This is a genomic window from Rhodanobacter sp. Soil772, from assembly GCF_001428385.1.
Lineage (GTDB): Bacteria > Pseudomonadota > Gammaproteobacteria > Xanthomonadales > Rhodanobacteraceae > Rhodanobacter.
In genome coordinates this window covers 227,871-254,032 of sequence record NZ_LMSK01000003.1, presented here as the reverse complement: position 1 = coordinate 254,032, position 26,162 = coordinate 227,871, and the positions used below count along the sequence as shown (strand labels likewise).

Annotated in this window: 24 protein-coding genes and 1 tRNA gene; 16 read left to right on the top strand and 9 right to left on the bottom strand. The window is 66.0% G+C overall.

Annotated features, from left to right (window positions below):
- Positions 1–593: 593 nt before the first annotated feature.
- Positions 594–1,595, bottom strand: a complete 1,002-nt coding sequence (locus ASG75_RS12705; RefSeq protein WP_056389968.1) for a hypothetical protein — start codon at positions 1,593–1,595, stop codon at positions 594–596.
- A 122-nt stretch (positions 1,596–1,717) separates the two neighbouring features.
- On the opposite strand from ASG75_RS12705, the gene ASG75_RS12700 reads away from it, so the two are divergent.
- On the top strand, positions 1,718–2,323 hold the full coding sequence (locus ASG75_RS12700) for a hypothetical protein (protein WP_235580228.1): 606 nt from the start codon (positions 1,718–1,720) through the stop codon (positions 2,321–2,323).
- An 87-nt stretch (positions 2,324–2,410) separates the two neighbouring features.
- On the opposite strand, the gene ASG75_RS12695 is transcribed toward ASG75_RS12700, so the two are convergent.
- Positions 2,411–5,113 (bottom strand): M1 family metallopeptidase, encoded by a 2,703-nt coding sequence (locus ASG75_RS12695; RefSeq protein ID WP_056389965.1) that lies wholly within the window; start codon positions 5,111–5,113, stop codon positions 2,411–2,413.
- A gap of 322 nt (positions 5,114–5,435) precedes the next feature.
- Between ASG75_RS12695 and ASG75_RS12690 the strand changes: the two genes are divergently transcribed.
- The 5 genes from ASG75_RS12690 (at position 5,436) to ASG75_RS12670 (ending at position 9,775) form a co-directional block, all read left to right on the top strand.
- Entirely contained in the window at positions 5,436–6,407 is a 972-nt protein-coding gene (locus tag ASG75_RS12690; RefSeq protein ID WP_056389962.1) for a LysR substrate-binding domain-containing protein, read from the top strand.
- Positions 6,408–6,535: 128 nt separating this feature from the next.
- On the top strand, positions 6,536–6,955 hold the full coding sequence (locus ASG75_RS12685) for a rubrerythrin family protein (RefSeq protein WP_056389959.1): 420 nt from the start codon (positions 6,536–6,538) through the stop codon (positions 6,953–6,955).
- Positions 6,956–7,097: 142 nt separating this feature from the next.
- Positions 7,098–8,441 carry a heterodisulfide reductase-related iron-sulfur binding cluster gene (locus ASG75_RS12680; protein WP_056389956.1) on the top strand — a complete coding sequence of 448 codons (1,344 nt, stop codon included), beginning with the start codon at positions 7,098–7,100 and terminating at the stop codon, positions 8,439–8,441.
- Between the two features lie 150 nt (positions 8,442–8,591).
- Entirely contained in the window at positions 8,592–9,173 is a 582-nt protein-coding gene (locus ASG75_RS12675) for a DUF3501 family protein (RefSeq protein ID WP_056389953.1), read from the top strand.
- A 2-nt stretch (positions 9,174–9,175) separates the two neighbouring features.
- Positions 9,176–9,775, top strand: a complete 600-nt coding sequence (locus ASG75_RS12670) for a hypothetical protein (RefSeq protein ID WP_056389950.1) — start codon at positions 9,176–9,178, stop codon at positions 9,773–9,775.
- 29 nt (positions 9,776–9,804) lie between these two features.
- On the opposite strand, the gene ASG75_RS12665 is transcribed toward ASG75_RS12670, so the two are convergent.
- Positions 9,805–10,323, bottom strand: coding sequence for an adenine phosphoribosyltransferase (locus tag ASG75_RS12665; protein WP_056389948.1), 519 nt, complete (start codon positions 10,321–10,323; stop codon positions 9,805–9,807).
- Positions 10,324–10,355: 32 nt separating this feature from the next.
- On the bottom strand, positions 10,356–10,631 hold the full coding sequence (locus ASG75_RS12660) for a DUF2007 domain-containing protein (RefSeq protein WP_056389945.1): 276 nt from the start codon (positions 10,629–10,631) through the stop codon (positions 10,356–10,358).
- A gap of 124 nt (positions 10,632–10,755) precedes the next feature.
- On the opposite strand from ASG75_RS12660, the gene ASG75_RS12655 reads away from it, so the two are divergent.
- The 10 genes from ASG75_RS12655 to ASG75_RS12610 all read left to right on the top strand — a co-directional run bounded on the left by ASG75_RS12655 (position 10,756) and on the right by ASG75_RS12610 (position 23,009).
- Positions 10,756–12,525, top strand: coding sequence for a glutamine--tRNA ligase/YqeY domain fusion protein (locus ASG75_RS12655; RefSeq protein ID WP_056389942.1), 1,770 nt, complete (start codon positions 10,756–10,758; stop codon positions 12,523–12,525).
- 13 nt (positions 12,526–12,538) lie between these two features.
- Entirely contained in the window at positions 12,539–13,099 is a 561-nt protein-coding gene (locus tag ASG75_RS12650; RefSeq protein WP_056390649.1) for a nucleoside deaminase, read from the top strand.
- Positions 13,096–13,818 carry a VTT domain-containing protein gene (locus ASG75_RS12645; RefSeq protein ID WP_056389940.1) on the top strand — a complete coding sequence of 241 codons (723 nt, stop codon included), beginning with the start codon at positions 13,096–13,098 and terminating at the stop codon, positions 13,816–13,818. Before ASG75_RS12650 ends, ASG75_RS12645 begins: the two co-directional genes overlap by 4 nt.
- Positions 13,819–14,152: 334 nt before the next feature.
- Positions 14,153–14,611, top strand: coding sequence for a type IV pilin protein (locus ASG75_RS12640; protein ID WP_235580227.1), 459 nt, complete (start codon positions 14,153–14,155; stop codon positions 14,609–14,611).
- Positions 14,612–14,614: 3 nt separating this feature from the next.
- Entirely contained in the window at positions 14,615–15,091 is a 477-nt protein-coding gene (locus tag ASG75_RS12635) for a GspH/FimT family pseudopilin (RefSeq protein ID WP_056389936.1), read from the top strand.
- 14 nt (positions 15,092–15,105) lie between these two features.
- Positions 15,106–15,642 (top strand): type IV pilus modification protein PilV, encoded by a 537-nt coding sequence (locus tag ASG75_RS12630; RefSeq protein WP_235580226.1) that lies wholly within the window; start codon positions 15,106–15,108, stop codon positions 15,640–15,642.
- A complete protein-coding gene (locus ASG75_RS12625; RefSeq protein WP_268793544.1) occupies positions 15,639–16,754 on the top strand; it encodes a PilW family protein in 1,116 nt (371 codons plus the stop codon). The genes ASG75_RS12630 and ASG75_RS12625 overlap by 4 nt, the downstream gene beginning before the upstream one ends.
- A complete protein-coding gene (locus ASG75_RS12620) occupies positions 16,754–17,311 on the top strand; it encodes a pilus assembly PilX N-terminal domain-containing protein (RefSeq protein WP_056389932.1) in 558 nt (185 codons plus the stop codon). The genes ASG75_RS12625 and ASG75_RS12620 overlap by 1 nt, the downstream gene beginning before the upstream one ends.
- 34 nt (positions 17,312–17,345) lie before the next feature.
- Positions 17,346–20,765, top strand: coding sequence for a PilC/PilY family type IV pilus protein (locus tag ASG75_RS12615; RefSeq protein ID WP_056389929.1), 3,420 nt, complete (start codon positions 17,346–17,348; stop codon positions 20,763–20,765).
- A gap of 345 nt (positions 20,766–21,110) precedes the next feature.
- Positions 21,111–23,009 carry a hybrid sensor histidine kinase/response regulator gene (locus ASG75_RS12610; RefSeq protein ID WP_235580224.1) on the top strand — a complete coding sequence of 633 codons (1,899 nt, stop codon included), beginning with the start codon at positions 21,111–21,113 and terminating at the stop codon, positions 23,007–23,009.
- Between the two features lie 60 nt (positions 23,010–23,069).
- On the opposite strand, the gene ASG75_RS12605 is transcribed toward ASG75_RS12610, so the two are convergent.
- The 5 genes from ASG75_RS12605 to pal form a co-directional block, all read right to left on the bottom strand.
- Positions 23,070–23,145 (bottom strand) — tRNA-Lys (locus ASG75_RS12605).
- Between the two features lie 81 nt (positions 23,146–23,226).
- Positions 23,227–23,913 carry a 7-cyano-7-deazaguanine synthase QueC gene (gene queC / locus ASG75_RS12600; protein ID WP_056389924.1) on the bottom strand — a complete coding sequence of 229 codons (687 nt, stop codon included), beginning with the start codon at positions 23,911–23,913 and terminating at the stop codon, positions 23,227–23,229.
- A gap of 101 nt (positions 23,914–24,014) precedes the next feature.
- Positions 24,015–24,701, bottom strand: a complete 687-nt coding sequence (gene queE, locus ASG75_RS12595; RefSeq protein WP_056389922.1) for a 7-carboxy-7-deazaguanine synthase QueE — start codon at positions 24,699–24,701, stop codon at positions 24,015–24,017.
- 12 nt (positions 24,702–24,713) lie between these two features.
- Positions 24,714–25,535, bottom strand: coding sequence for a tol-pal system protein YbgF (ybgF, locus tag ASG75_RS12590; RefSeq protein WP_056389918.1), 822 nt, complete (start codon positions 25,533–25,535; stop codon positions 24,714–24,716).
- A 41-nt stretch (positions 25,536–25,576) separates the two neighbouring features.
- Positions 25,577–26,083, bottom strand: a complete 507-nt coding sequence (pal, locus tag ASG75_RS12585) for a peptidoglycan-associated lipoprotein Pal (protein WP_056389914.1) — start codon at positions 26,081–26,083, stop codon at positions 25,577–25,579.
- Positions 26,084–26,162: the final 79 nt, after the last annotated feature.

Below are 26,162 nucleotides of genomic sequence, written 5' to 3'. Positions count from 1 at the left end.
CCCGACTCACCGCCGCACAAGGGACCCCGGGTAGAGCAGCGGACCATCGTGGCCCGCACTCGGTGGAGAGCTGAAAAGCCAAGCCTCGCAGCGTGCGCCATCCCTGCGACTTCATGGCTGTACCCCAGGCACTGGATTCCAGCCTTCGCTGGAATGACGAGCAGGCGATGCGTCAAAGGTGGCGCGTGGTTTTTTGCTGTTGCTGTTGCTGTCGATCTGGCTCTTCTGAAAAGTACGCGCAGGATGCGCGTCGCTCTACCCGGGGGCCCCTCTGAAGCGGCGGGCGGGTGGAGGATCAGCCCGCAGGGTGGTTCGCATGGATGCGAACCAGTTTGGCGTCAGGGCAGGATGCCCTGTCGACAAACCCCGTAACCCGCCCGCGGACTTTCCGGGCAGGAAGCCCGGAAAGCGCGTAAGCGGGGTGCCTCTCTCTTTGGTTACTTTCTCTCGGGCAAGCGAGAGAAAGTAACTCGCCCTCCGAAGGAGGACGAAAGCTCTTGCTCCGACTCAACGCCTGGAAGCAAGGCGCTGGATTTCGGCTTTCGCCGGAATGACGGCCGAGGGCAGCGAAATCACCATCACCGCAATGTCACTCAATCCGAAATCGCCAACACACACTCCCCCGCCCCATAACTGCGACAACAAACCGGAAAGATCGACAGCGTTCCCGGCGCGATGGCCGGCTCCAGCAGGCCCTGCAGAAAACCGCTGAAGAAACTGCAGCCGGATTGGCCGTCTTCCGCGCACAGGGGGCTGTCGTGGATGTGCAGTTGCATGCCCTGCTGGTCGGCCTCGACCAGCGCGCGCAAGGCAGGAATGCCCAGGCGCTCGACCGCCTCGCGCAGGTCCAGTCCGCCATCCAGCGCGTACTCGCGCCCGAACACCCAAGTGCCCATGCGCCGGCCGGCCAGCGCGAGCGAGGGCTCGCGCGCATCCGCGGCGACCGCATGCTGCAGCGCCAGCAGTTGCGGCAGTACCCGCGGGTAGTCGTGCTCCAGATCCTGCAACGCCTTGTCGACCGCCGCCTCATCCGGCGCCAGTGCAACCAGTTCGACGAACAGCGCCGTCTCCACGGACTTCGCCGGTGCAGGTGCCCGTGGCGTGGGCTGGATGAACTCGAACTCCGGCTCGGGCGAGGATGCCTGCCGCGGCGCTGGCGGGCTCGCCACGACAGGTGTCGCCACCGGTCCGGCCGCCTCGGGCTCGGCCGCCGTCGCCGCTACCGGCAACGCCACGCCAGGCGACGGAGTGGCCACCGGTACGACCGGTGTGACCACCGGCCCGACCGGTGCCGGCGGCGCCATGACCGCCGGCCGTGTGCGCTTGTGCGAGATCGCGAAATGCGGCCTCGGCTCGTCCTCGGTGTAGGGAAACAGCTTGACGCTGATGAAACGATCGCAGCCATCCAGCGCCGCCTCGAGTGTGCGTCGGGCGCGGGATGGCCCCCGCACGATCACGCTGAGCAGGATGCCGTGTTCGCCTTGCATCAGGCGTTGCCGCTGCAGCGCGAAGCCACTGGCCAGGACGAGTCGTCCGACCTCGATCAGCAGCCCCTTCCGGCTTTCCGAGAGGCCCTGGATTTCCAGCTCGATCATCCAGCCCCCTGTAGGCGATGCCAATGGAACACGTTGTGTGGAGCGACGTCGCCGTGTGCAGGCCATGCGCTGCAGCGGAAGACGTCCGCGATACGTGGAGATTCTAGGACCAACCGGAAGGAATGAGCGATATCGGGGCCACACTTGAGCATCTCGCATGCCCTTCTTTTGCCGCTGCCACGGCAGCTTTCAACCGCCGCCGTGGCATCCCGCCGATGAAGAACGTATCGTCCAACCTCTCCACCATCAGGCTCCCCATGGCAACCCCGAAGCCCTTCCCCCACGCCGGCTTCCTGAGCCAGCTGGAGCACATCGACGCATCGGCGCCCATGCCCGTGGCCCGGCTGCCGCCATCACTCGCCCGCATTTCCCTGGTCGCGGAAGGCTCCGGCCAACCGACGCCAGCCGCCGCTCATCTGATCCAATTGCTGAAGGCGCGCAAGGCCGTGCTGCAGGCGTCGTACGATACGGACGTGGTGGCCGACGAGCTGCGCCGGTATCAGAAATTCGCCAAGCCGGGCCAGCCATCGCCGCACATCGTCCGGCTGCGGCAGCAGCAGGCTGCCGCGCGGCAGGCATCGAGCCAGTCGAGGCAATCCTTCATCAAGGCGGTCGCCGCGTTCGCGCGGGAGGCCGGGATCGAGGCGCCGCCGCGGGTGGCGCTTGAGGCATTCGTCATCGGCTGGATCGATGCCAACGTGCCGAAGGATGCCGTCCCCGCGAACTGACCGCGACTGGCCGAAGGGCTCTTCGATCCACGCAAATGAAACAGCCGGCACGTTTGCGCGCCGGCTGTTTCAGTTCCACCTTGCCGCTCAGCGCAGGATCGCGGCCGGATCCTGCTTCGCTTTCAGCGCACTGCACAACTGGATCGATTCGCCGGTCTGCGCCAGGCCGCGGCCGATGCCGGCGGCATCTTTCTCGCGCGGCTTGAAGAACGCCTGCAGGCGTTCGTACTCGGCCGTGCTGCAGCCGCCGCCACCGGCCAGCGACGGCAGCCGGCCGCCGGAGAAGCTGCCGGTGCGATCGAGGATCTGCTGGTAGTGGGCGGTGAACCAGGTCCACATCGCGTTGCGCTGGGCCAGGGTGTCGCGGCCGGCGCGCAGCAGCATGCCCATCTCGCCGACCTTGACCGGCTTGGTCAGGGCGAAGTTGCGCACCTGCTCGGTCAGCGCCGGATCCTCCACGCTGGCCAGGCCGCCGAGGATGCCGTTGCGCAGGGCCGGATCGCTGGTCCTGGGCAGCTCGGCGATCAACGCATCGACCGCGCTCTTGCCATGTTCCTGCACCGCCACGCCCAGCGCATCGCCGAGCAGGTCGGGATCGGCGGCGGCCAGGTTCAGACGGCCATCCGCGTTCGGCTTGAGTGCCGCCTCACCCTGCTTGAGCAGGGCTGCACGCACTTCCGGCAGCTTGAAATCGAACGCCAGCGAGCTGGCCAGGCTGCTGCGCATCAGCGAGTCGTCTTCCGGCTCGCCCGCCTTGCGCTGGTAACCGAGCTGCTCCAGGCGCGGCAGGTAGGCCGCCTTCGCCCAGTCGGCCAGGCGGGCGCGCTGCGCATCGGTGGCAGCGATGCGGTGGTAGAGCTGCGCCGCCTGGTCCAGCGGCACGGTGGCCACTTCGCGGATTTTCGAAGCGGTCAACGGCTGCAGTGCGGCCAGCATGTCGCCGGCATCGAGGTCGCCATGGCGGAAGCTGGCGCTGATCGCGTCGGCGTAGGCGAGTTGCTCGGCATCGCTGAGCTTGCCGACCTGCTTGACCAGCCCGTCCAGTTCCGACTTGTCGAGGCTGAAGCGGTAATAGCCGCTGGCGTTCGCGTTCGGCATGATCCAGGTCGGCTTGCTGGCGCCGGCCAGCACCATCGAACCGGTTGCCTTGTCGAGCATTTCACAGGCCACCTTGCTGGACGGTGCTCCATCTTTGCCGCTGGCGGCGGTGCCGTAGCGCACGCACACCGGCACGCCCCAGATGCGCTGCGCGTCGCCGCGGCTGCCGAGCGGCAGGTAGCGGCTCTGGCTCAGCTGCAGCACGGTCTGGCCGTTTTTCTGCTCCAGCTTGGTCGCCACGTACGGCACGCCGGACTGGTCGAGGAAGCTCTTGAAGGCGTGCTTGAACGCATCGCCCTTGTCGGCCGCGGTGGCGATCGCCGAGACCAGGTCGTCGGCGGTGGCGTTGCCGTACTTCTGGCTCTGGATGTACGCGCGCATGCCCTTCTGGTAGGTCTTCTCGCCCACGTAGTTCTCGAACATGCCGATGACGCTGGCGCCCTTCTGATAGGTGATGCCGTCGAACGCGGTCATGATGTCGCCGTTGCCGGTGATCGGCTGGCGGATACTGCGCGCGCTGACCAGGCTGTCGTTGTTCATCGCGCCCTGGCCGCCGCGCACGCGGTCGAGGTCGGCGCGGTATTCCGGGTGCACCTGCATGGTGACCTTCTGCTGCATCCAGGTGGCGAACGCCTCGTTGAGCCAGATGTCGTTCCACCATTCGGTGGTCACCGTGTCGCCGGTCCACTGATGCGCCAGTTCATGCGCGTTGACGTTGAACGAGCCCTGCACGTTGCGCGCCGGCGAATCCTTGTCGATCAGCAGCAGCCAGTCGCGGAAGGTGACCAGGCCCGGGTTCTCCATCGCGCCAGCCTCGAAATCCGGCGCGGCCAGCAGGTCGAGCTTGTCGAACGGGTAGCCGAAGCCGTAGTAGTTTTCCAGCGCGTGGATGATGCTCGGCGTTTCGCCCAGCACGTGCTGCATGCGCTGGCCTTCGCCCTTGGCGGCGATGCCGCGCAGCTGCAGCGGCTTGGCGCGATAAGCGGTCGGCGAGATGTCCGGGCCGGCGACGATGTCCCACGGGCCGACCGCGAACGCGACCAGGTAGGTCGGCAGCGGCAGCGTCTGCGCGAACGTCACGGTCTTCCAGCCCTTGCCGGCCGGCGCCTGTTTCACCTGCTGGGTGTTCGCCACCACGTTTTCGTGGTCGGGCACGGTGATGCTGAGGTCGAACGGGGTCTTGAAGCCGGGCTCGTCGAAGCCGGGGAAGGCGAAGCGCGCGCTGATCGGTTCCATCTGCGTCATCGCGTACGGCTGGCCCTTCGCGGTGACCTTGTACAGGCCCTGCAGCTGCGCGTTGAGCGGCGCGGTGTACTCGAACTTCACGGTCAGCTGCTGCGGCTTGAGGGTGCTGCCGAAATCCACCCGCACCACGCCGGCCTTCGGATCCACCGCGACGTACTTGCCGGCGTGCGCCTTGCCGGCGGCGTCGGTGATCGTCACCTTCGACACCTTCAACTCGGCGCCGTCCAGCCACAGGTGGTCGGAGGCCTGGGTCAGCTTGACCTTGATCGTGGTGGTGCCGGAGAAATCCTGCTGCGCCGGATCGACCTTGAACGCCAGCTGGTAGGACTGCGGCACGGCCCAGCCGGGCAAGCGGCCCTGCGGCGCCTGATCGGCGGTGGCGGCAAACGCGGCGCCGCAGCAGGCGGCCAGCGCGGTGAGCAGAAGAGGACGGACGAGTCGGCGCATGAGAACTTTCTCTGGCGTGGGGGAAAACCCCAAACTAGAGGCGGCATGACTTCCGACCCAGTGCCAGAAGGCATGCCCGCCGCGCGGCAGGCGCGACGCGGAACCGCCTGCGGAGAAAGGCGAAAAAAAACCGGCGACGAAGCAAGCTTCATCACCGGCCGGGGAAGCCCGCGCGCCTGCGGGGGAGAGGGAGGGGGAGCTCCAGCGCGCGGGGTGTCAAAAGCACAACGTGGGCACAGCATAGGACCCTCGCTTGCATTGCTCCAATTGATTGTTACCATCCCAGCCATAGCGTATGGCTATTGCCGAGCCGGGACGATCCATGAATCTGCGCGATCTCCAGTACCTGGTGGCCCTGGCCGAGCATCGCCACTTCGGCCGCGCGGCCGAGGCCTGCTTCGTCAGCCAGCCCACCCTGTCCACCCAGATCAAGAAACTGGAGGAGGAACTGGGCGTGCCGCTGGTCGAGCGCACCCCGCGCAAGGTGCTGCTGACCGAAGTCGGCCGCGACATCGCCATCCGCGCGCGCGACGTGCTCAACGGCATCGAGCAGATCCGCAGCGTGGCCCGGCGCACGCTGGATCCGGAATCCGGCACGGTGCGGCTGGGCATCTTCCCCACCCTGGGGCCGTATCTGCTGCCGCATGCGTTGCCGCTGGTGCGCAAGGCGTTCCCCCAGCTGGAACTGCTGCTGGTCGAGGAAAAGACCGAGGCGGTGCTGCGCCTGTTGCGCGAGGGCAAGCTGGACGCCGGCATCCTCGCCCTGCCGCTGCACGAAGACAGCCTGCATACCGAGTTCCTGTTCGAAGAACCCTTCCTGCTGGCCGTGTCGGAAGCCCATCCGCTGGCGCACAAGCAAGGCCAGCTGAAACTGGCCGACCTGTCCAACCAGAACCTGCTGCTGCTGGAAGACGGCCACTGCCTGCGCGACCAGGCGCTGGAGGTGTGCCACCTCGCCGGCGCCGTCGAGCGCAGCGGTTTCCGCGCCACCAGCCTGGAGACGCTGCGGCAGATGGTGGCGGCGAACGTCGGCATCACCCTGCTGCCAGTCACCGCAGTGAAGCCGCCGGTGGCGCCGCTGGATAACCTGCACCTGATCGAGTTCAAGGGCCAGCCGCCGAGCCGGCGTGTCGCGATGGTCTGGCGCAAGAGTTCGGCGATGGCCGGATTCCTGAAGCGGATGGCGGCGGTGTTCCGGCAACTGCCGGCCGATCTGCTGAACCCGCATACGGCAGCCTCGCCCGCCGTGCCGGCGGAACCCGTCCGGCCCGCGCGCAAGGCGGCGCGCCGATAGCTGCAGGCTATTCGTCCGATCCAGACAATCAATTTCAGCATTCGCCCGCCGGGCGCTAGGCTCGGCAGGTCACGACCGTGAAGGCCGCACTCGCAACCCCTCCCAGCCCAACGCCACGAGGTGATGTCATGAGCAACCTGAAAGGCTCCAAGACCGAGCAGAACCTGAAAGACGCCTTTGCCGGCGAGTCGATGGCAAACCGCCGCTACCTGTACTTCGCCGCCAAGGCCGACGTCGAGGGCTACAACGATGTCTCCGCGGTGTTCCGCTCCACCGCCGAAGGCGAGACCGGCCACGCCCACGGCCACCTGGAATACCTCGAAGCGGTGGGCGACCCCGCCACCGGCCTGCCGTTCGGCGGCACCCAGCTGAACCTGAAAAGCGCCATCGCCGGCGAAACCCACGAGTACACCGACATGTACCCGGGCATGAGCAAGGCCGCGCGCGAGGAAGGCTTCGACGAGATCGCCGACTGGTTCGAAACCCTGGCCAAGGCCGAGCGCTCGCACGCGAACCGCTTCACCAAGGCGCTGGGCGAACTGGGCTGAGAAGCCGCCAACAACCAAGACCGTCATTCCGGCGAAAGCCGGAATCCAGCGACTCGGCAGTCCCAATGTAAAGACGCTGGATCCCGGCTTTCGCCGGGATGACGGGTTATGGGATTCCCTCCTGATTTGCGGGAAGAAGACGATGGCCGATCCCACCCAAGACACGCGCGAAGGCAACCTGGACGCGCCCACGCGGCATCCGCTGGACTGGACCAGCCCCGACTTCATGGACCAGCAATCGCTGGATGCCGAACTCGAGCGCGTGTTCAACATCTGCCACGGCTGCCGCCGCTGCGTCAGCCTGTGCCACGCCTTCCCGACCCTGTTCGACCTGATCGACGCGTCGGCGACGATGGAGATCGACGGCGTCGACAAGGCCGACTATCCCAAGGTCACCGAGCAGTGCTACCTGTGCGACCTGTGCTACCAGACCAAGTGTCCGTACACGCCGCCGCATCCGTGGAACGTGGATTTCCCGCACCTGATGCTGCGTGCCAAGGCGGTGGCGTTCGAGCGTGACGGCGTGCCGCTGTCGTCGAAGATCCTGTCCAGCACGCGCACCGTGGGCAAGCTCGCCTCGATTCCGGTGGTGGTGCAGGTGATCAACGCCGCCAACCGCAACCCGGGCGCGCGCCAACTGCTGGAAAAAACCATGGGCGTCGACGCGAAGGCGCGCGTGCCCGAATACCACTCGCCCACCGCGCGCAAGCGTCTGCGCGATCTCGACGGCAGCGGCGAAGCGGTTCCCGCCGGCCGCACGCGCGGCAAGCTGGCGCTGTTCGCCACCTGCTATTGCGACCACTCCGACCCGGTGGTGGTCGAGGACCTCGCCGCGGTGCTGCGGCACAACGCGATCCCGACCAAGCTGGTCGAACAGGAAAGCTGCTGCGGCATGCCCAAGCTGGAACTGGGCGACCTGCAAACGGTGAAGAAGTACAAGGAGCGCAACATCCCGGTGCTGGCGAAGATGGCGCGCGAGGGCTGGGATTTCACCGCGGCGATCCCGTCCTGTGTGCTGATGTTCAAGCAGGAACTGCCGCTGATGTTTCCCGACGATGCCGACGTGGCGCTGGTGCGCGAGCGCTTCTTCGATCCGTTCGAATACCTGGCCGAACGGCACAGGGCCGGCCTGCTGCAGACCGACTTCAAGCAGTCGCTGGGCAAGGTCGCCTGGCAGGTGCCGTGCCACCAGCGCGTGCAGAAGATCGGCCCGAAGACGCGCGACATCCTGCAGCTGGTGCCGGGCACCGAAATCGTCACGATCGAGCGCTGCTCCGGCCACGACGGCACCTACGGCGTGAAGCACAAGACCTACGCACTCTCGCGCAAGCTGGCCAAGCCGGTGGAGAACCGGGTGAGCCAGGCCAACCCCGACCACTTCACCAGCGACTGCCCGATGGCCGGCGGCCACATCGCCCACGGCCTCGACGACAAGCCCGGCGCGGAGCATCCGTTGAGTCTGCTACGCAAGGCGTACGGCGTTTGAGGCACATGCCCTCACTGCCGTCATTCCCGCGCAAGCGGGAATCCATTTTCACGCGCGGCCGAAGATCAAGGTGGATTCCCGCTGTCGCGGGAATGACGGCAATATGAAACTTCCGCACGTACTCATCGGCATCGCGCTGACGGAAACATCATGCAAAAACTCACCCGCGCCGACCTGCTCAGCCTGGAAACCTACGCGCAGCAGCGCAACGAGTTCCGCGCCCGCGTGATGGCGCACAAGAAGCAGCGTACGGTGCATCTCGGCGAGCACCTCACGCTGATCTTCGAAGACCGCCTGAGCATCCAGTACCAGGTGCAGGAAATGCTGCGCATCGAGCGCATCTTCGAGGTGGACGGCATCCAGGATGAACTGGACGCCTACAATCCGCTGGTCCCCGACGGCAGCAACCTCAAGGCCACCATGCTCATCGAATACGCCGACGTCGAACAGCGCAAGCATGAACTCATACGCCTGCGCCATATCGAGCATGCGATCGCGCTGAGCGTGCACGGCCACGCCGCGGTCGCCGCGATCGCCGACGAGGACATGGAGCGCAGCAACGACGAGAAGACCGCCGCCGTGCACTTCCTGCGTTTCGAACTCAGCCCCGCGATGATCGCGGACTGGCGCGCCGGCGCTGCAGTCGCACTAGCCTCGACCCTGCCGGCGATGCCGGTCGACACCACGCTCACACCCGGGCAGTCGCGCGCCCTGGCGGCGGATTTCGCCTGAGCATGCGCAAACTCCCGATCGCCGCCGCCCTGCTGCTGGTGCTGCTGGGCGTGTTCTCGCGCAGGCATCACGCACCGCTGCAACCCGAACCTGGCGTGCTCGCCGCCGAAGTGCCGGTGCAGGTCGACCTCGACCACGGAGCGCAGCTGCAGCGTGGCGACACCACGTTGACCACCCGCGCCCACTTCGACATCACCGCCCGCGTGCTGTCGCGCAAGGAATACTCCTCCGGCGCCGACGCCGAGCTGATCCCGCTCGACCTCGCGCTCGGCTGGGGCCGCATGTCCGACAGCGCGGTGCTGGCAAACATCGACATCAGCCAGTCCGGCCGCTTCTACTACTGGCACGTCAAGGCATTTCCGATCCCGCGCCGCGAGATCGAAACCTCCAGCGCGAACATGCACATGATCCCCGCCGACGCGGACGTGAAGCGCCAGCTCGACCAGGTGCGCCCCGGCCAGCTGGTGCACATCGAAGGCTTCCTGGTCGACGCCAGCCGCGCCGGCGGCTGGCACTGGAATACCTCGCTGACCCGCGACGACACCGGCGCCGGTGCGTGCGAGCTGATCTATGTGGAAAGGGTCGACGCCGCGGCGCCGTGAGCGCTGCCGACCGCAGCGACAGGCGGGACTCAGTAACGCAGCAAGCTGTGCAGCGGCTTGCCGGCATGCCAGCGGCTGCGTCCCTGCAGCGCGGGCAGCTCGATCACCACGCTGGCGCCGAGCAACTCGGCACCCAGCTTGCCGACCAGGGCCGCAGCCGCCGCCAGGGTGCCGCCGGTGGCCAGCACGTCGTCGGCCAGCAGCACGCGCTCGCCGGGCCTGAACGCATTGCGCTGCACCTGCAGCTGGTCGCTGGCGTATTCCAGCTGATAGTCCACCGTCACCACCGGCGGCGGCAGCTTGCCCGGCTTGCGCAGCGGCACGAAGCCGGCGTGCAGTTTCTGCGCCAGCGCGGCGCCGAAGATGAAGCCGCGCGCCTCGATGCCGCACACTGCCTGCACGCCGCTGCCCTGCCACGGCTCGGCCAGCGCGTCGATGCAACGGGCGAAGCTGCCGGCATCGGCGAGCAACGGGGTGACGTCGCGAAACATCACGCCGGGGCGGGGAAAATCGGGTACGGCGCGAATCAGTGCGGCGAGGTCTTGCATGGGGCTTCCTGGGAGCGTGCCGGCCACATGACTCAGCAAGGCACGGTCAGCGGGTCGTCCGGCAGATCATCGTCCACGATCGCCTGCCGCGCCTCGCTGAGCCGGGCTTCGACCTCGCCCACGATGCCGTTGGCGATCGCCAGGCTCGATTCGGGCACCATCACCGCCATGTAATCCATCGCCGGCAGCTGGCCCACCGCGCCGGTGAGGTACTCGCCGGCAATGAACGCCGGGATGCCGTCGGCCTCCAGCGCATCCTTGACCAGATGGGCATCGAACAGGTTTTCGGCGCGGTAGACGATGTGCATGCCTGCACGCTAACCCGCACGGCGACGCGGGGCAAGCCTCCCGACGGCCATCGGCCGCCCTGCGCCCAGTGGCGACGACAGGGTAAACTTGGACGTTTCCGCCACCGCTTGCGAGTCCAGCCCGATGTCGACCGAGAATTCCGCCACTGCACCCGCCAGCGCGGCTCCACATCAGGCGGCTCCTCTGCAGGATTTCATCCGGCAGATCGTGCGCGACGACCTCGCCGCGGGCAGGCACACCGCGATCCACACCCGCTTCCCGCCGGAGCCGAACGGCTACCTGCACATCGGCCACGCCAAGGCGATCTGCCTGAGCTTCGGCATCGCGAAGGAATTCAGCGGCTGGTGCAACCTGCGTCTGGACGACACCAACCCGGGCAAGGAAGACCCCGAATTCGTCCAGGGCATCAAGGACGACGTGCGCTGGCTCGGCTTCGAGTGGCACGAACTGCGTCACGCCTCGGACTACTTCGAGGTGTTCTACCGCAGCGCCTGCAAGCTGATCGAGGACGGCGTGGCCTACGTCGACGACCTCAGCGCCGAGGAGATGCGCCAGTACCGCGGCACGCTGACCGAGCCGGGCCGCAACTCGCCGCATCGCGAGCGCTCCATCGACGAGAACCTGGACCTGTTCCGCCGCATGCGCGCGGGCGAATTCGCCGATGGCAGCAAGACGCTGCGCGCGAAGATCGACATGGCCGCCGGCAACATCAACATGCGCGACCCGGCGATCTACCGGGTGCGCAAGATCGCCCACCAGAACACCGGCGACGCCTGGCCGATCTACCCGATGTACGACTACGCGCACTGCCTGTCCGATGCGCTGGAAGGCATCACGCATTCGCTGTGCACGCTGGAGTTCGAGGACCACCGGCCGCTGTACGACTGGTTCGTCGACCAGGTCGACCTGCCGAACCACCCCGAGTTGTGGCAGCCGTTGCTCGACGCCGGCCTGCCGACGGTGCCGGCCAAGCCGCGCCAGATCGAGTTCTCGCGGCTCAACCTGAGCTACTGCATCACCAGCAAGCGCAAGCTGGCGCAGCTGGTGAACGAGAACTTCGTGGACGGCTGGGACGACCCGCGCATGAACACGCTGCGCGGCCTGCGCCGGCGCGGCTTCACCCCGGCCGGGCTGCGCCTGCTGATCGAACGCGTGGGCGTGAGCAAGCAGAACAGCGTGATCGACTACGCGATCCTGGAGAACTGCATCCGCGAGGATCTGGACGCCACCGCGGCGCGGCGCATGGCCGTGCTCGACCCGCTGAAGCTGGTGATCACCAACCTGCCGGAAGGCCACGAGGAAACGTTGAGCTTCCCGAACCACCCCAAGGACGAGAGCTTCGGCACGCGCGAAGTGCCGTTCTCGCGCGAAGTGTGGATCGAGCACGACGACTTCGCCGAAGTGCCGCCGAAGGGTTTCCATCGGCTGAAGCCGGAGGGCGAAGTGCGCCTGCGCGGCGTCGGCATCATCAAGTGCGAGCAGATCATCAAGGACGCCGACGGCCACGTGGTCGAGCTGCACTGCACGCTCGACCCGGAAACCCGCCACGGCCTGCCCGGCGCCGACCGCAAGGTGAAGGGCACGATCCACTGGGTCAGCGCGAAGCATGCGGTGGCCACCGAGGTGCGCCTGTACGACCGCCTGTTCAGCGTGCCCGCGCCGGACAACGAAGAAGACGGCAAGAGCTGGCTCGACCACGTCAACCCCGAGGCCAAACGCGTGGTGCAGGCGTGGCTGGAACCGGCCGCCGCCCACGTCGAGCCGGAGCAGCGCTTCCAGTTCGAACGGCTCGGCTACTTCGTGGCCGACCGCGCCGACCATCGCGCCGACGCGCCGGTGTTCAACCGCACGGTGACCCTGCGCGACGTCTGGGCCAAGCCTGCCGGCCAGTAAGCGGAGAACAATGATGCTGCCCCTGCAGATCCACCTGACCCTGCCGCCGTGGATCGGCGACGTTGCCGATACCAACCGGCGTTACCAGAGCGACGAGGAGCGCGTTGGCCTGGCCATCGAGCTGTCGCGGCAAAATGTGGATCGCGGCGGTGGCGGCCCGTTCGGCGCGGCCGTGTTCAACAGTCACAGCGGCCGACTGGTCGCGGTCGGGGTGAATCGGGTGGTGCCGCAGAGCTGCTCGGTCGCGCACGCCGAGATGATGGTGATCATGATCGCGCAGCAGCGGCTCAGCCGGCACCGGCTGAACGAGGACGGCGGCCACTACGTGCTGGCCACCAGTTCGCAGCCTTGCTGCCAGTGCTACGGCGCCAGCGTGTGGGCCGGCATCGACGAGCTGCTGATCGGCGCCCGCGCCGAAGACGTCGAGGAACTTACCGAATTCGACGAAGGCCCGCTGCCGGCCGACTGGATCGGCGAGCTGGCCCGCCGCAACATCGTCGTGCGCCGCGACATCCTGCGCGACCAGGCCCGCGAGGTACTGGCCACTTACGGCGCCACCGGCACACCCTATTGAATCGCTGGCGTGCCGCGCTGCCGCTGATCCTGCTGGTGCTGGCAGGCATCGTCCTGTTTGCCTCCGGCTCGCTGGACCAGTTGAGCCCGCACCAGCTGGTGGCGCACCAGGCCGAGTTGCACGTACAGATCGCCGGACACCCGTGGCTGACCCGACTGGCCTTCATCGGACTGCTGACGCTGACCGTGGCCACCGGGATCCCCGGCACCATCGTGGTGATCCTGGCCGGCGGCTTCGCGTTCGGCGTGGTCGACGCCACGCTGTGCTCGTCGGTCGGGCTTACCCTGGGCTCGCTGGTTCTGTACCTGGCCAGCCGCTACGCGTTCGGCCCCGGCAGCCGCCAGCCGCCGGCCTTCGTGGCGCGCCTGCGCCACGGCTTCGAACGGCACCCGGTGAGCTACACCTTGTTCCTGCGCTTCGTGCCGGTCGTGCCGTTCGGCGGGGTGACCGTGGCGCTGGCATGGCTGCGCTGCCCGCTGTGGCTGTTCCTCGGCGCCAGCTGGCTTGGCGGCACCGTCTCGCTGATCTTCGAAACCTCGATCGGCGCCGGCCTCGGCGACGCCATGGCCATGAGTCGGAGCGACAGCTTCGGCATCGCCCTGTTCATGCACCGCGAAGTGCTGCTGCCACTGGGCGCGATCGCCCTGCTCGCCTTGCTGCCGCTGCTGATCGAGCGCATCACCCGGCGCCACCGCCAAGGAACCAGGCACATCGACTGAACGCCGGAATCCGGCCGCGACGCGGGGCGATCAGCGCCTTCGACGACGCCATCGACCGGCTCAGGCCTCTGCCGGTTCCGAGCCGGAGTACGCCGGCGGCCCGGATGAACCGCTTTCCGGGCCAAGCTGAAAGATCATGCGCAAGGTTCAGCGGTACAGCCAAATGCCCGTAAATCAGTAAATTGACATTGATTCAGGAACATCTCATATTCCCTGTCAGGCATGGCGTTAGCCCGTGACGCAGCACACGGACAAGCTTGTCGGTCAACTGAAATAATGCCGGCGGCCCTAGGGGGGGAATATGCCAGTTTCGATCCAATCCGATCGACGGTCCATGTCACCGGCGCGCACGCGCTTGCGGCAGGCGCAGGTCACGGCACGTACACGGGGTTTCACCCTGATCGAGCTGATGATCACGGTGGCGGTCATCGCCATCCTCGCGGCCATCGCCGTTCCCAGCTATTACCAGTACACCTTGCGCTCCAACCGCTCGGCGGCCGAGAGCGTCATGCAGGAAATCGCCAGCGCGCAGGAACGCTACCTGGTCGACAGCCGGCAGTTCGCCGGCAACTTGAGCACGCTCGGCTACAGCGTGCCGAACACGGTGGACTCCAACTACAGAGTCGATATGGTGGCTACCGCGGCCTCCGCCTCGGGCGGCACGCCGCCGGACTACACCATCACGGCCACGCCAAAAGGTAGCCAGGTCCGCGACACCGGCTGCAAAACGCTCACGCTCAACGGCGACGGCAGCAAGAAGGCCAGTACCGGCGCCACGAACTGCTGGAAATGAGCCATGCGCACATCACGTAGCCACGGCTTCACCCTGATCGAGATGCTGGTCACCTTGGCCATCTTCGCCGTGCTGCTGATGATCGCCGTCCCCTCGATGCGACCGTTCCTGCAGTCGCAAAGCGTCAAGAACGCCTCGATGGACATCAACTCTACGGTGGCGCTGGCGCGCAGCGAGGCGATCAAGCGCAACGCCATCGTCGACGTTACGGCCAACAGCGCGACCGACTGGAGCCAGGGCTGGGTAGTCAGTCAGACCACCCCCGCCGCTACCATCCGCAAGCAGCCTGCCCTCGGCAACATCGTCATCGCGCCGACCAACGGCCAAAGCTTCAGCTTCGACGGCAACGGCCGGATGACCAGCACCGGGGCCACGTTCACGATCAAGCCACTCAACAAGACCGGCTCGCAGCCGCTCTGTCTCACCGTCACAGTGGGCGCCACCGGCCGCGTCGAGTCCACCAAGGTCACCTGCACATGAAAAACCAGACCGGCATGATGCTGATCGAGGCACTGGTGTCGCTGGTCATCGCAGCCATCGCCCTGCTCGGCACCGTCACTTTGATGGCCAAATCCACGCGCAGCGAGATGGAGTCGTACCAGCGGGTGCAGGCGTTGACCCTGGTGCAGGACATGGTCTCGCGCATCAACGCCAACCGGCAGGTCGCCGCGTGCTATTCGAATGGCTCCGCCGGCCTCAGCACGACCAGCGTTCCACTGCCCGTCTGCGCTACGGGCTCGGCCGTCCAGATCGCCACGGCCAACGCCGATCTCCTTGCATGGCAAAACGCCCTGCTCGGTTCCAGCGAAGTCTCCAGCGGCAACAAAGTCGGCGCCATGATCGGCGCGGTGGGCTGCGTCGACCAGGTGGTTGACCCGGTCAACCAGATCTATCGTGTCAGCGTCGCCTGGCAAGGCCTGATGTCCACCGCTGTACCGAAGCTGTCGTGCGGAAAGGCCTCGCTCGGCGACAACAACAAGCGGCGCGTAATCAGCGTCGAAATCCAGATCGCCAACCTCACGACGACATGATGACTCCTCGCGCTCACGGCCAGCCCCTGTCGCATGCCCGCCACCAGGCGGGCATGTCCCTGATCGAGCTGATGATCGCCGTCGCCATCGGCCTGGCGCTGCTGGCCGGGCTCAGCTCGCTGTACGTCTCCACCAGCAAGGCACGTTCGGAGTTCAACAAGACTTCCGAGCAGGTCGAGAACGGCCGCTTCGCCCTGCACTCCATCACGCGCGACATCGAGATGGCCGGCTTTTACGGCCGTGCCAGCCAGCCAGTCGCCACCACCAGCTATGCCCTGTCGGATCCCTGCGCCACAGCGCCGGCATCGATGGGTTTCACCACACTCACCGTCCCGCTCCCGGTCTACGGGCCGGCGCTGGCCGCCACTGTTCCCGCATGCCTGGCGGCCAAACTTACGAACATGAAGCTCGGCACGGAAGTCCTCACCGTCAGCTACGTCTCCGGCAGCACCAGCGCCACGGCTGACGGTACCAATTACTACCTGCAGCGATCCGGCTGCGAGACCGACAGCGTATCGATGGTCTACAGCAATACCGCCAGCGCCTTCACCCTGCTCACCAAGGCGCCCATTGCCGGCCAGCCCTGCAGCACCACCGGTACCACGGCCGAGTTGCGCCAGTACGTCGAGCGCAGCTACTACGTGGCCACCTGCGATGTCTGCACCGGTCCTGGCGCCGACACCACGCCGACGTTGAAGGTGGCCGAGTTCGCGCCCGGCGCACCCAATAACATCCAGGTCTCCTCGCTGGTTACCGGCATCGAGGACGTGCACTACAGCTACGGCGTGGACACCGACAACAACGGCTCGCCAGATTGCTACGTCGATAACCCATCCGTGGACAACAGCGCCGTGCCGGCCTGCGCGGCAGTGGCTGCGGCCGCCACTTACACATGGATCACATCCGGCACCGCCAATTGGCCCAACGTTACCGCTGTGCGCGTCAACCTGCTTTCGCGCAATCTCGACAACACCGCCAGCTGGACCGACACCCGCACCTATGACCTGGGCCGCGCGACAGCAAACGGCCCGTACAACGACCACTACAAGCGGCACGTCTACGGTACCGTCGCACGTATCTGGAACACCGGCGGCCTGAGGGAGAACCAGTAATGAAGACCCCTCCGTCTCGCGCCTCGCAGCGCGGCTTCACCCTGGTGATGACGCTGATCTTCCTGATCATCTTCATGCTGTTCGCCATTTCCATGGTCAGTTCGAGCATGATCAACACCAAGGTCGCCGCCAATCAGCAGTACCGTCTGGAAGCTGGCACCGTGGCGCAACAGGGCATCGAGCAGGTGATGAGCCAGCCGTTCGTCCGGCTGCCGATCACCGCCACCACCCCCGTGCAGGTCGACGTCAACGGCGACGGTGTCACGGATTTCACCGCGCAGGTTTCACCGCCATCCTGCCTCGACAGCAAAGTGATCCCGAACGCGTCCCTGCCGGTAGGCGATGTCTGCAAGACGCCAAACAACAACAACGGCAACCTGACCCTGCCCGGTCCGGCCTCCTCGGTATCTCCACCGCCGGCGGCACCCTCGATGTGCTCGGCGACGCAATGGGACATCCAGTCCGCCGTCACCGATCCGAGCAACACTGCCGTCGCTGTCACCGTGCACCAGGGTGCCTCCGTCCAGGTGCCGATCGGCACGCCCTGCCCCAATTAATCAACCTCGCATCCGTTCCCGCGGAGGAGTCGTCATGCCACACGCGCGCATTGTCTTGAACCACCGGCTGCGTCTCTTCGTGCTGATCGCCGCGGCCCTGGCGCTGCCGGGCATGGTCAACGGCGAGGATATCGACCTGTACACCGTCAACACGACGGGCGGCGGCCAGCCGAACGTCCTGCTCGTGCTGGACAACGCCGATGCTGCCAATGCGGCCTTCAAACCAGTCCCCTCCGGCTCCTCCGCCTGCAGTACCTTCGGGCTCAGCAACACCAGTGATCTACTGGTCGATCAATGCGCTCTGTACAACCTGGTCCAAGGGATTGGCTCGTCGACCAGCCAGTTGAACGGCAAGGTCAACATGGGCCTAATGATGTTCGCTCCAGATAGTACCGGTGGCGGACGGTTCTTCTATCCGGGTCCCACACCTGCACCCGGCCCGCTTCCGCTGCTGGACAGCGCTGGCGCCAGCAATTTTATGACCGCGATCTTGAGCGGTGGCCCCGGCGGCACCGGCATGGCTTTCGGCGCCGGCTCGAACAAGGTGGACGAATCCATGCAGGAGGCGTATGCCTTCTTCAGCGGCACCCAGGGTATATCGGGAACCAAGTACAAAAAGCCGACCACGGACACGTGCCAACAGAACTTCATCATCTATCTGGCCAATGTGACCGGCAACAATTCACCCAAAACGTCAAACAACGTTTCGCTCCCACAATCAAAGTTGACGACGGCCAACGGCGGAGTTACCCCGGGGATCATCCCGCTGACCCCCTCCGGCGACCAGCAGAACTGGGCCGACGAGTGGGCTCAGTTCATGTACAGCACGGCCGATCTTTCCGGCATTCCCGCGTCGACCGCGCATACCCGCCAGAACATCATTACCTACACCATCGCCGTTACGGATGGTTGCGATACGGGGAGAAACCCGAGCCAAAAATGCATCGATCACGTCAACCTGATCAAGAGCATGGCCTCATACGGCGGCGGCAAATATTTCTACGTCAATGGGACCGATACAAACGCTGTGGCCGCGCTGATCAGTGCGTTCAACACGATCCTGACCGAAGTGCAGGCGACCAACAGCGTGTTCGCTTCGGTGAGCCTGCCGGTCAGCGTGAACGCCCAAGGCACCTCGCTGAACCAGGTGTATGTCGGCATGTTCCGCCCGGATGCCGGAGGCGCTCCGCGCTGGGCGGGCAATCTCAAGCAGTATCAGCTCGGTTTTTATACCGACCTGAATGGTAGCCAGCAAGTCCAGATGGAAGACTCGCTGCGCCACCCGGCGATCACCAACTCCGGCACCGGCTTCATCACGCCCAACGCGCTCAGCTTCTGGACGGCGGATCACCTGCCCGCCACCCTGCTCACCACCCTGGGCACCACCACCCAATTGCGCGACGGCCCATTCCAGGTCAACACCACCAGCACGCCCGTCACCAACTGGCCCAGCTTCAACACTCCCCCCACCACCACTCCCCCCACCCCCCCCTCCGGCTTCTGGGTCCATCTGGACTCCACCGTTCAAGGATCTGGCGGCACCTTCGACGCCCCCGACGGCCAGATCGTCGACAAGGGCGGCGTCGCCGAGATGACACGCGCGGATTACCTCACCGATCAGACGATTCGCGCGATCTATACCTGCCCAACAAGTGGCTGCACCAGAAATGCGGCGCTGTCCACCACCAAGTTCGATGTCGCCACGCTGGGCAGCAACACAACTTTCGGTACCAGTACCACTACGACCCCGACTACCACGAATTTGATCAACTGGATCCGCGGCACGGACAACAACACCGGCACCGGCATCGAGAACCCGGCGGGGCCCGGCGGCTTAGGTTCCACACCCGTGCGCCCCTCCATCCACGGCGACGTGCTGCACTCGCGGCCAGCGGTGGTCAATTACGGCGGTTCCATTGGCATCGTGGTGTTCTACGGCTCCAATGACGGCCTCTTCCGTGCCGTCAACGGCAACACGGGCGCTCCCTCTACCGCGACCACTCCGCCCCCCACCGTCATCACGACTACCAGTACTCCATCTGCACCTACACGCTACGTGCGTCCCGGCGGCGAGCTGTGGTCGTTCATCGCCCCGGACTTTTTCGGTAAATTCCAGCACCTGTACAACAACACCCCATCGCTCACGCTGGGTGCAACCGCTACCGGCAGTGGCAAGGACTACTTCTTCGACGGCACCACCACGGTCTACCAGGATCTGCGCACCACGCCTTCGAAGACCTATATCTATGTCACGGCACGCCGCGGCGGTCGCCTGATCTACGCGTTCGACGTGAGCGACCCGACCGCACCGGCATTCCTGTGGAGCAAGACCAACGTCGACATCCCCGCACTCGGCCAGACCTGGTCGCAGCCCAAACTGGCCCTGATCAACGGCAATACGAATCCCGTGCTCATCATGGGCGGCGGCTATGCCCCTGAAGAGGATGCCGACCCGGTAGGTGCTCCCGATAGCATGGGGAACGCGATCGTGGTGCTGGACGCCTTCTCGGGCAACCCGGTGTGGACTGCCTGCCCGAGCGGCTGCACGACGAACGTCACCGCCATGACCTACGCGATCCCTGCCGACGTCACCTTGCTCGATACCAATGGCGATGGTTACACCGATCGCCTTTACACCGCCGACCTGGGCGGCAATATCTGGCGTGCCGACATCAATGACGCCGACTCGACAAAGTGGACGGTGACCCAGCTCGCCAGCCTCGGCGGCACCGGCACCAACGCCCGCAAGTTCTTCTACCCGCCCGACGTCACCCCGACCGGCAGCTTCGACGCGGTGGTGGCCGCTAGCGGTGATCGCGAGCACCCGCTGCTGGCGAATGCGGCGTCCACCGTATTCAACCGTTACTACATGCTGCAGGACACCAACACCGGCCTCACCCCACCGAGTGGCTGGACCACGATTACCGAATCCATGCTCACCGATGCAACCGCTGCTCTCACAGGAGGAACACCGTATGCCTATTCCTCCTCCACCGGCGCCCCGAAGGGCTTCTTCATCACCTTGGGGGGCACAACCACCAACGCTCAAGGAGTCACAACCAGCAATGGCGAAAAGGCCGTGAATGCACCGTTGACAGTGGCGGGTTATACCTACTTCGGCACCAATACACCCGATGCTTCAAGCAACACTTTCGTGTGCAAGGGGAACCTGGGTCTCGCGCGCGGTTACGCGATCAACTTCCTGACCGGCGCGGGCCTGAACGGCCAAGGCTACGTCCCCTTCGACGGCGGCGGCCTGCCGCCCTCGCCGGTATTCGGTCTGGTCGAAGTCACTGCCAATAGCGGCGTGTACACCCCGGTCCTGATCGGCGGCGGCAACCAGACCGGGCCGGGCGGCGGCAACAACTCCTCGGCACTGGGTGCCAACAAGGTCACTCCGCCCAACACCGGCAAGCGCAAGCGTACCTACTGGTTCACCGAAGGCCTGAAATAGTCGCCGGGCTCAGCAGGCGCGACCCTCCCGTCGCGCCTGCACCACGGCCTCGGGCGAGGCGGATCGCCCGCGATGGCCGTTGCTCCCCCCAACGCGACGGCGCCACCCTACTCGAAACTGCGGGACGCAAGCTCCGTCGACCATGTGCCGCGAGGTGTCGTCGCCAGTGCCAGCTTCCCAAGGGCCGGCAGACGGAACGCCTCGTGCGTCCCGGTGCAGCTGTCAATCTACCCATTTCGCGCTAGTGTTATGTCAGGTCCAGATCACCCGCATGCACGGGCAAGGGCTGGACCTGGCCCGGCGCGCTGGCGCGGGGTAATACAGGGGAGGTAGGGGCGGATGGACATGGCGACCAACTCCTGGCCCGCACGCCTGTGGCAGTGCATGTCGCTGATGCAGCGCTTGGCCTTTGTGGCGCTGGTACCCGCCCTGATCACCGCCGCGCTGCTGGTGACCTTCCTGACCCAGCGCCAGCAGGCCAACCTGCGCCAGATGGCGCACAGCAACGCCGAAGCCATCGCCACGCAGGCGGCCTCGATCAGCCTGCAGCCGCTGCGCACGATGCAATTGCGCGAGCTGGTGCGGATCGCCGATTCGATCGGCAACCTGCCGCATGTGACGCGCGTGCAGATCCGCACCACCGCCGGCCAGATCCTGGCCGATCACCACGAGCCTGACGACAGTCGCGATCCGCAGGAGATCCTGACCGTGGTGCGCGACGTGTTCGATCGCGACCAGCCCGGAACGACAACGCTGGGCTCGGTGCTGGTGGACGTGAGCCTGCACGACGCGATCGCCGCCCAGCACGCAAGCCTGCGCTATGCACTGGTCGTCCTGGTGCTGAGCCTGTGCGTGGCCGGCGTGATCGGTTGGCGGGCGGCGCGCTGGATCGGTGCGCCGCTGCGTCATCTGGCCGGTGCCGTGCGCCAGCTCGGCCAGGGCGACCGCCAGGTGGAAGTGGTGGTGACCGACCGCACCGAGATCGGTGAACTGCAGCGGGGTTTCAACCATGCGGCGGCCGCGCTGTACGACGTGCAGCGCGGGATGGAGCAGCAGATCGAACAGGCCACGCAGGAACTGGCCCGCAAGAACGCCGCGCTGGAAGCGGTCGGCCTGGCCAGGTCGCGCTTCCTGGCGGCCGCCTCGCACGACCTGCGCCAACCGCTGTACGCGCTGACCCTGTTCTCTTCCGCGCTGGCAGTGAACGAACACGACCCGCAGCGGCTGGACCGGATCGCCCACATCCAGGAATGCGTGCAGTCGCTCGACCACCTGTTCGGCGAACTGCTCGACCTGTCGCGGCTGGAAACCGGCGCGGTGCAGGTCGAGATCAGCGAGTTCCCGCTCAACCAGGTCTTCGCCGAGGTCCGCCGCAATTTCGACATGGTCGCGGAGCAGCGCGGGCTGCAGCTGACGATCCACCCCACCCGGGTGTGGGTACGCAGCGACCGCACCATGCTGACCCGCATACTCAACAATCTGGTCAGCAACGCCCTGCGCTTCACCCGCCACGGCGGCGCGCTGGTCGGCGTCCGGCGTGCCGGCGATGGCCGGGTGCGCATCGAGGTCCGGGATACCGGCAGCGGCATCGCACCGGAACACATTTCCAGCGTGTTCGACGAGTTCTACCGCATCGACGACCATGCCGACGTCGGGCTCGACGACGGCTCGCACTCGGGCCTGGGCCTGGGTCTGCCCACCGTGCAGCGGTTGGCGGAGCTGCTCGATACCGAGGTCATGGTGAAATCCCGGCTCGGTCGCGGCAGCGTGTTTCACTTCCAGTTGCCGACCACCGACGCACGCCCGGAGCTGCCCGTACCCGACGACGACGTACCCATCGACCTGGTCGGCAAACGCGTGCTGGTCGTGGATGACGACCCAGCCATCCTTTCCGGCATCCACTTCCTGCTGCGCAGCTGGGGCTGCGAAGTGGAAGTAGCCGAGGATCGGTTGCAGGCGCTGGAGGCCGTCGAGAACTGGCCCGGGCCGCCCGACATCGTGATCTCCGACTTGCGCCTGCGCGGCGGCGAACGCGGTATCGACGTCTTCGCCGCGCTCGACCAGCACTACCAGCGCGATGGCGAGGCGCCGTTCGCCCGCCTGCTGATCACCGGCGAAACCCGCATCGACCGCCTGCGCGAAATTATCGCCGCGAAGGTCCCGCTGCTGTACAAGCCGGTTTCACCGCAACAGTTGCGCCGCGCGATGATGTCGGTGTGGACCGTCGCCCACGGCGACGACTGAAGTCGCGCGCGATCGCCGGCAAGGACAAAAAAAGAGCGCCCGTCAGGACGCTCCGAAAACTGGTGGGTCGTCCGGGATTCGAACCCGGGACCAATAGATTAAAAGTCTACTGCTCTACCAACTGAGCTAACGACCCATCACGCAAAACTGCGGCAAAACTCAAGCCGACAATTTTACGGGCTGGGCGGCAACGGCACAAGCAAGCGCATCGGGTCGTTCAGACGTAGCGCGTGGGATCGACCAGGCCCGCCTCGCGGAAGCCCTGTGCACGCAGTCGGCAAGCGTCGCAATGACCGCAGGCACGGCCGTCGTCGTCGGCCTGGTAGCAGCTGACCGTGGCCGAAAAATCCACGCCCAGCCGCTGGCCTTCGCGCGCGATGTCGGCCTTGCTCATGCGCATCAGCGGCGCGTGGATGCGGATCCCGGCACCTTCGACACCGGCCTTGGTGGCGACGTTCGCTAGGGCCTCGAACGCCTCGATGAAGGCGGGGCGGCAATCCGGATAACCCGAGTAGTCGACCGCATTGACGCCGCACCAGATGTCGCTGGAACCGAGCACCTCGGCCCAGCCCAGCGCGATCGACAGCATGATGGTGTTGCGCGCCGGCACGTAGGTCACCGGGATGTCGCTGCTGTCCACGGTATCCAGCGGCACGTCGATGTCGGCGGTGAGCGCGGAGCCGCCGATGCTGCGCAGGTCGATGCCGACGGTCTTGTGCTCGACCGCACCGAGCATCTTCGCCACGCGATCGGACGCGGCGAGCTCCGAGTTGTGACGCTGGCCGTAGGCCACGCTCAGCGCATGCACCTGGTAGCCCTGCTCGCGCGCCAGCGCGATGGTGACGGCCGAATCCATGCCGCCGGAGACCAGTACGACGGCTTTGCGCAATGTGCTTTGAGACATGATGTTTCCACCTGGAGTGACCGGTCACCGGTCGCGAACGCCACCGGCGACACAGGCCGGCGCGCGGGTTCTCTTGTCGCCTACAGCAATATGGCCGCCTCTTACCTTCCGGCCGCGTCGTTCCACAGCAACTTGTGCAGTTGCAGTTGGAAGCGCACCGGCAGCTTGTCGGCGATGATCCATTCGGCGAGATCACGTGGCTCGACCGCACCGTGCACCGGCGAGAACAGCACCATGCAGCGATCCGCCAGCGCGTGCTCGGCCAGCATCGCGCGCGCCCACTCGTAGTCGGCGCGGCTGGCGATGACGATCTTGATCTGGTCGTGCGGCAGCAGGTGGTCGAGGTTCGACCACAGGTTGCGCTGGCTCTCGCCCGAGTCCGGCGCCTTCAGGTCCATCACCTTGCGCACGCGCGGGTCGACCATGGAGACGTCCAGCGCACCGGAAGTTTCCAGCGACACTTCGTAGCCGGCGTCGCACAGCTTGCGCAGCAGGATCAGGCAGCGCTTCTGCGCCAGCGGCTCGCCGCCGGTCACGCAGACGTGCTTCGCACCATGCGAGGCGACCTCGGCGAGGATGTCGTCGATCGCATGCCAGTTGCCGCCGTAGAACGAGTACTCGGTATCGCACCAGACACAGCGCAGTGGGCAGCCGGTAAGGCGCACGAACACGGTGCGCCAGCCGATCGCATCGGCCTCGCCCTGGATCGAGTGGAAGATCTCGGTGATGCGCAAGCGCTCGGCAACGGCAGGCGTGCCGGACGCCTCGCGCGCGTCATTACCACCCATATCGCTACCTGCTCAGTTGCCCGACTGCAGTTGCAGGCGCTGCAGGCGTTCCTGGGCCAGGCTGGCCACCTTGGAACCCGGGTACTTGGTGGTGACCTGGGTCAGCGTGGTCTTCGCCGCCGCGGTCTGCTTAAGTTCCAGCTGGCTGTAGCCGACCTTGAGCAGCGCGTCGGGGGCCTTGTCGCTCTGCGGAAACTGGCTGAGCAATTGCTGGAACGACTCCAGCGCAACCGGATAATTGGTGGTGGCGTAGTACGACTCGCCGAGCCAGTACCAGGCATTCGGCGCCAGCGCATGGTTCGGGTACTGCTGGATGAAGCTGCGGAACTCGCGCGAAGCCTCCACGTAATTGCCCGCGCGAATCGCCTTGAAGGCCACATCGTAGGCGGCCTGGGCCGCGGCTGGATCGCCAGCAGCGGTGCTGCTGTTACCGGCCGTGGCCGGCTGGCTTGCCGCCGTGTTGCCGGCGGTAGCGGCGGCACTGGCCGCGGCGGCCGGGTTGCCGGCCTGCGTCTGCGGGTTGTTGCCTGCCGTGGCGGCGGCGCCCGCACTGCCTCCCTCGAGGCGACCCATGCGGGCGTCGAGGTCGGTGTACTGGGCCTTGTTCTTGTCGTCGAGCGTCTGCAACTGGTGCTGCAGTTCCTCGATCTGTCCCTGCAACTGCTGCACCTGTGCCTGCAGCTGCTGCATCTGGTTGACCATGCCGGTACCGGACTGGTCCTTGTTCTGTGCCTGCTGTTCCAGCCGCGTGACGCGATCGGCGAGGCTCAACCGCGAGTCCTGCGCGAATGCCGGGAACGCGAACAGCATGGCGGACGCGATTGCGCCCGCCATGCTGAACCTGGCTGCAAAGCTGTTAGCCAGTCGCTTCATCATTACTGCGCCGTGTAGACGATCTCGACGCGGCGGTTCTTGCTCCAGCAATCCTCGTTGTGCTCACGGCACACCGGCTTCTCTTTGCCGTAGCTGATCACTTCGAGCTGGCTGGCCGAGCCACCGTTGGCCTGCAGCGCGTCGGAGACGGCATTGCCACGACGCTCGCCGAGGCCGAGGTTGTACTCGCGGGTGCCGCGCTCGTCGGTGTTGCCTTCGAGACGGATGTGCGAGGTCGGGCGGTCCTGCAGGTACTTGGCGTGGCACGCCATGATCTGCTGGAATTCCGGCTTGATCTCGGTCTTGTCGAAGTCGAAGTACACGACGCGCTGACGCAGGCAGGCATCGGTATCGAGGTCGGCAGGGGTGTACTTGCCATCAGACACGGGGGCCTGGGTCGGAGCGGCCTGCTCCGGAGCGGGCTGCGGTTTGACTTCTGCTTTCTTGGAGCAAGCGGCCGCGCCTACGCAGAGCAGGGCAACCAGGGCGACGCGAACGGTCTTATTCATGGTGACGTTCCTTACGAGTTGAGTTCCGACAAACGATGACGACTGAGGTTACGGGACAGCTGACGCCGGTCGACCGGCT

What these genes read in the sequence shown, in the direction of transcription:
- ASG75_RS12705 (WP_056389968.1), bottom strand. Translation starts at nt 1,595, where the DNA reads ATGATCGAGCTGGAAATCCAGGGCCTCTCGGAAAGCCGGAAGGGGCTG.
- ASG75_RS12700 (WP_235580228.1), top strand. Translation starts at nt 1,718, where the DNA reads ATGAGCGATATCGGGGCCACACTTGAGCATCTCGCATGCCCTTCTTTT.
- ASG75_RS12695 (WP_056389965.1), bottom strand. Translation starts at nt 5,113, where the DNA reads ATGCGCCGACTCGTCCGTCCTCTTCTGCTCACCGCGCTGGCCGCCTGC.
- ASG75_RS12690 (WP_056389962.1), top strand. Translation starts at nt 5,436, where the DNA reads ATGAATCTGCGCGATCTCCAGTACCTGGTGGCCCTGGCCGAGCATCGC.
- ASG75_RS12685 (WP_056389959.1), top strand. Translation starts at nt 6,536, where the DNA reads ATGAGCAACCTGAAAGGCTCCAAGACCGAGCAGAACCTGAAAGACGCC.
- ASG75_RS12680 (WP_056389956.1), top strand. Translation starts at nt 7,098, where the DNA reads ATGGCCGATCCCACCCAAGACACGCGCGAAGGCAACCTGGACGCGCCC.
- ASG75_RS12675 (WP_056389953.1), top strand. Translation starts at nt 8,592, where the DNA reads ATGCAAAAACTCACCCGCGCCGACCTGCTCAGCCTGGAAACCTACGCG.
- ASG75_RS12670 (WP_056389950.1), top strand. Translation starts at nt 9,176, where the DNA reads ATGCGCAAACTCCCGATCGCCGCCGCCCTGCTGCTGGTGCTGCTGGGC.
- ASG75_RS12665 (WP_056389948.1), bottom strand. Translation starts at nt 10,323, where the DNA reads ATGCAAGACCTCGCCGCACTGATTCGCGCCGTACCCGATTTTCCCCGC.
- ASG75_RS12660 (WP_056389945.1), bottom strand. Translation starts at nt 10,631, where the DNA reads ATGCACATCGTCTACCGCGCCGAAAACCTGTTCGATGCCCATCTGGTC.
- ASG75_RS12655 (WP_056389942.1), top strand. Translation starts at nt 10,756, where the DNA reads ATGTCGACCGAGAATTCCGCCACTGCACCCGCCAGCGCGGCTCCACAT.
- ASG75_RS12650 (WP_056390649.1), top strand. Translation starts at nt 12,539, where the DNA reads ATGCTGCCCCTGCAGATCCACCTGACCCTGCCGCCGTGGATCGGCGAC.
- ASG75_RS12640 (WP_235580227.1), top strand. Translation starts at nt 14,153, where the DNA reads ATGTCACCGGCGCGCACGCGCTTGCGGCAGGCGCAGGTCACGGCACGT.
- ASG75_RS12635 (WP_056389936.1), top strand. Translation starts at nt 14,615, where the DNA reads ATGCGCACATCACGTAGCCACGGCTTCACCCTGATCGAGATGCTGGTC.
- ASG75_RS12630 (WP_235580226.1), top strand. Translation starts at nt 15,106, where the DNA reads ATGATGCTGATCGAGGCACTGGTGTCGCTGGTCATCGCAGCCATCGCC.
- ASG75_RS12625 (WP_268793544.1), top strand. Translation starts at nt 15,639, where the DNA reads ATGATGACTCCTCGCGCTCACGGCCAGCCCCTGTCGCATGCCCGCCAC.
- ASG75_RS12620 (WP_056389932.1), top strand. Translation starts at nt 16,754, where the DNA reads ATGAAGACCCCTCCGTCTCGCGCCTCGCAGCGCGGCTTCACCCTGGTG.
- ASG75_RS12615 (WP_056389929.1), top strand. Translation starts at nt 17,346, where the DNA reads ATGCCACACGCGCGCATTGTCTTGAACCACCGGCTGCGTCTCTTCGTG.
- ASG75_RS12610 (WP_235580224.1), top strand. Translation starts at nt 21,111, where the DNA reads ATGGCGACCAACTCCTGGCCCGCACGCCTGTGGCAGTGCATGTCGCTG.
- queC (WP_056389924.1), bottom strand. Translation starts at nt 23,913, where the DNA reads ATGTCTCAAAGCACATTGCGCAAAGCCGTCGTACTGGTCTCCGGCGGC.
- queE (WP_056389922.1), bottom strand. Translation starts at nt 24,701, where the DNA reads ATGGGTGGTAATGACGCGCGCGAGGCGTCCGGCACGCCTGCCGTTGCC.
- ybgF (WP_056389918.1), bottom strand. Translation starts at nt 25,535, where the DNA reads ATGGCGGGCGCAATCGCGTCCGCCATGCTGTTCGCGTTCCCGGCATTC.
- pal (WP_056389914.1), bottom strand. Translation starts at nt 26,083, where the DNA reads ATGAATAAGACCGTTCGCGTCGCCCTGGTTGCCCTGCTCTGCGTAGGC.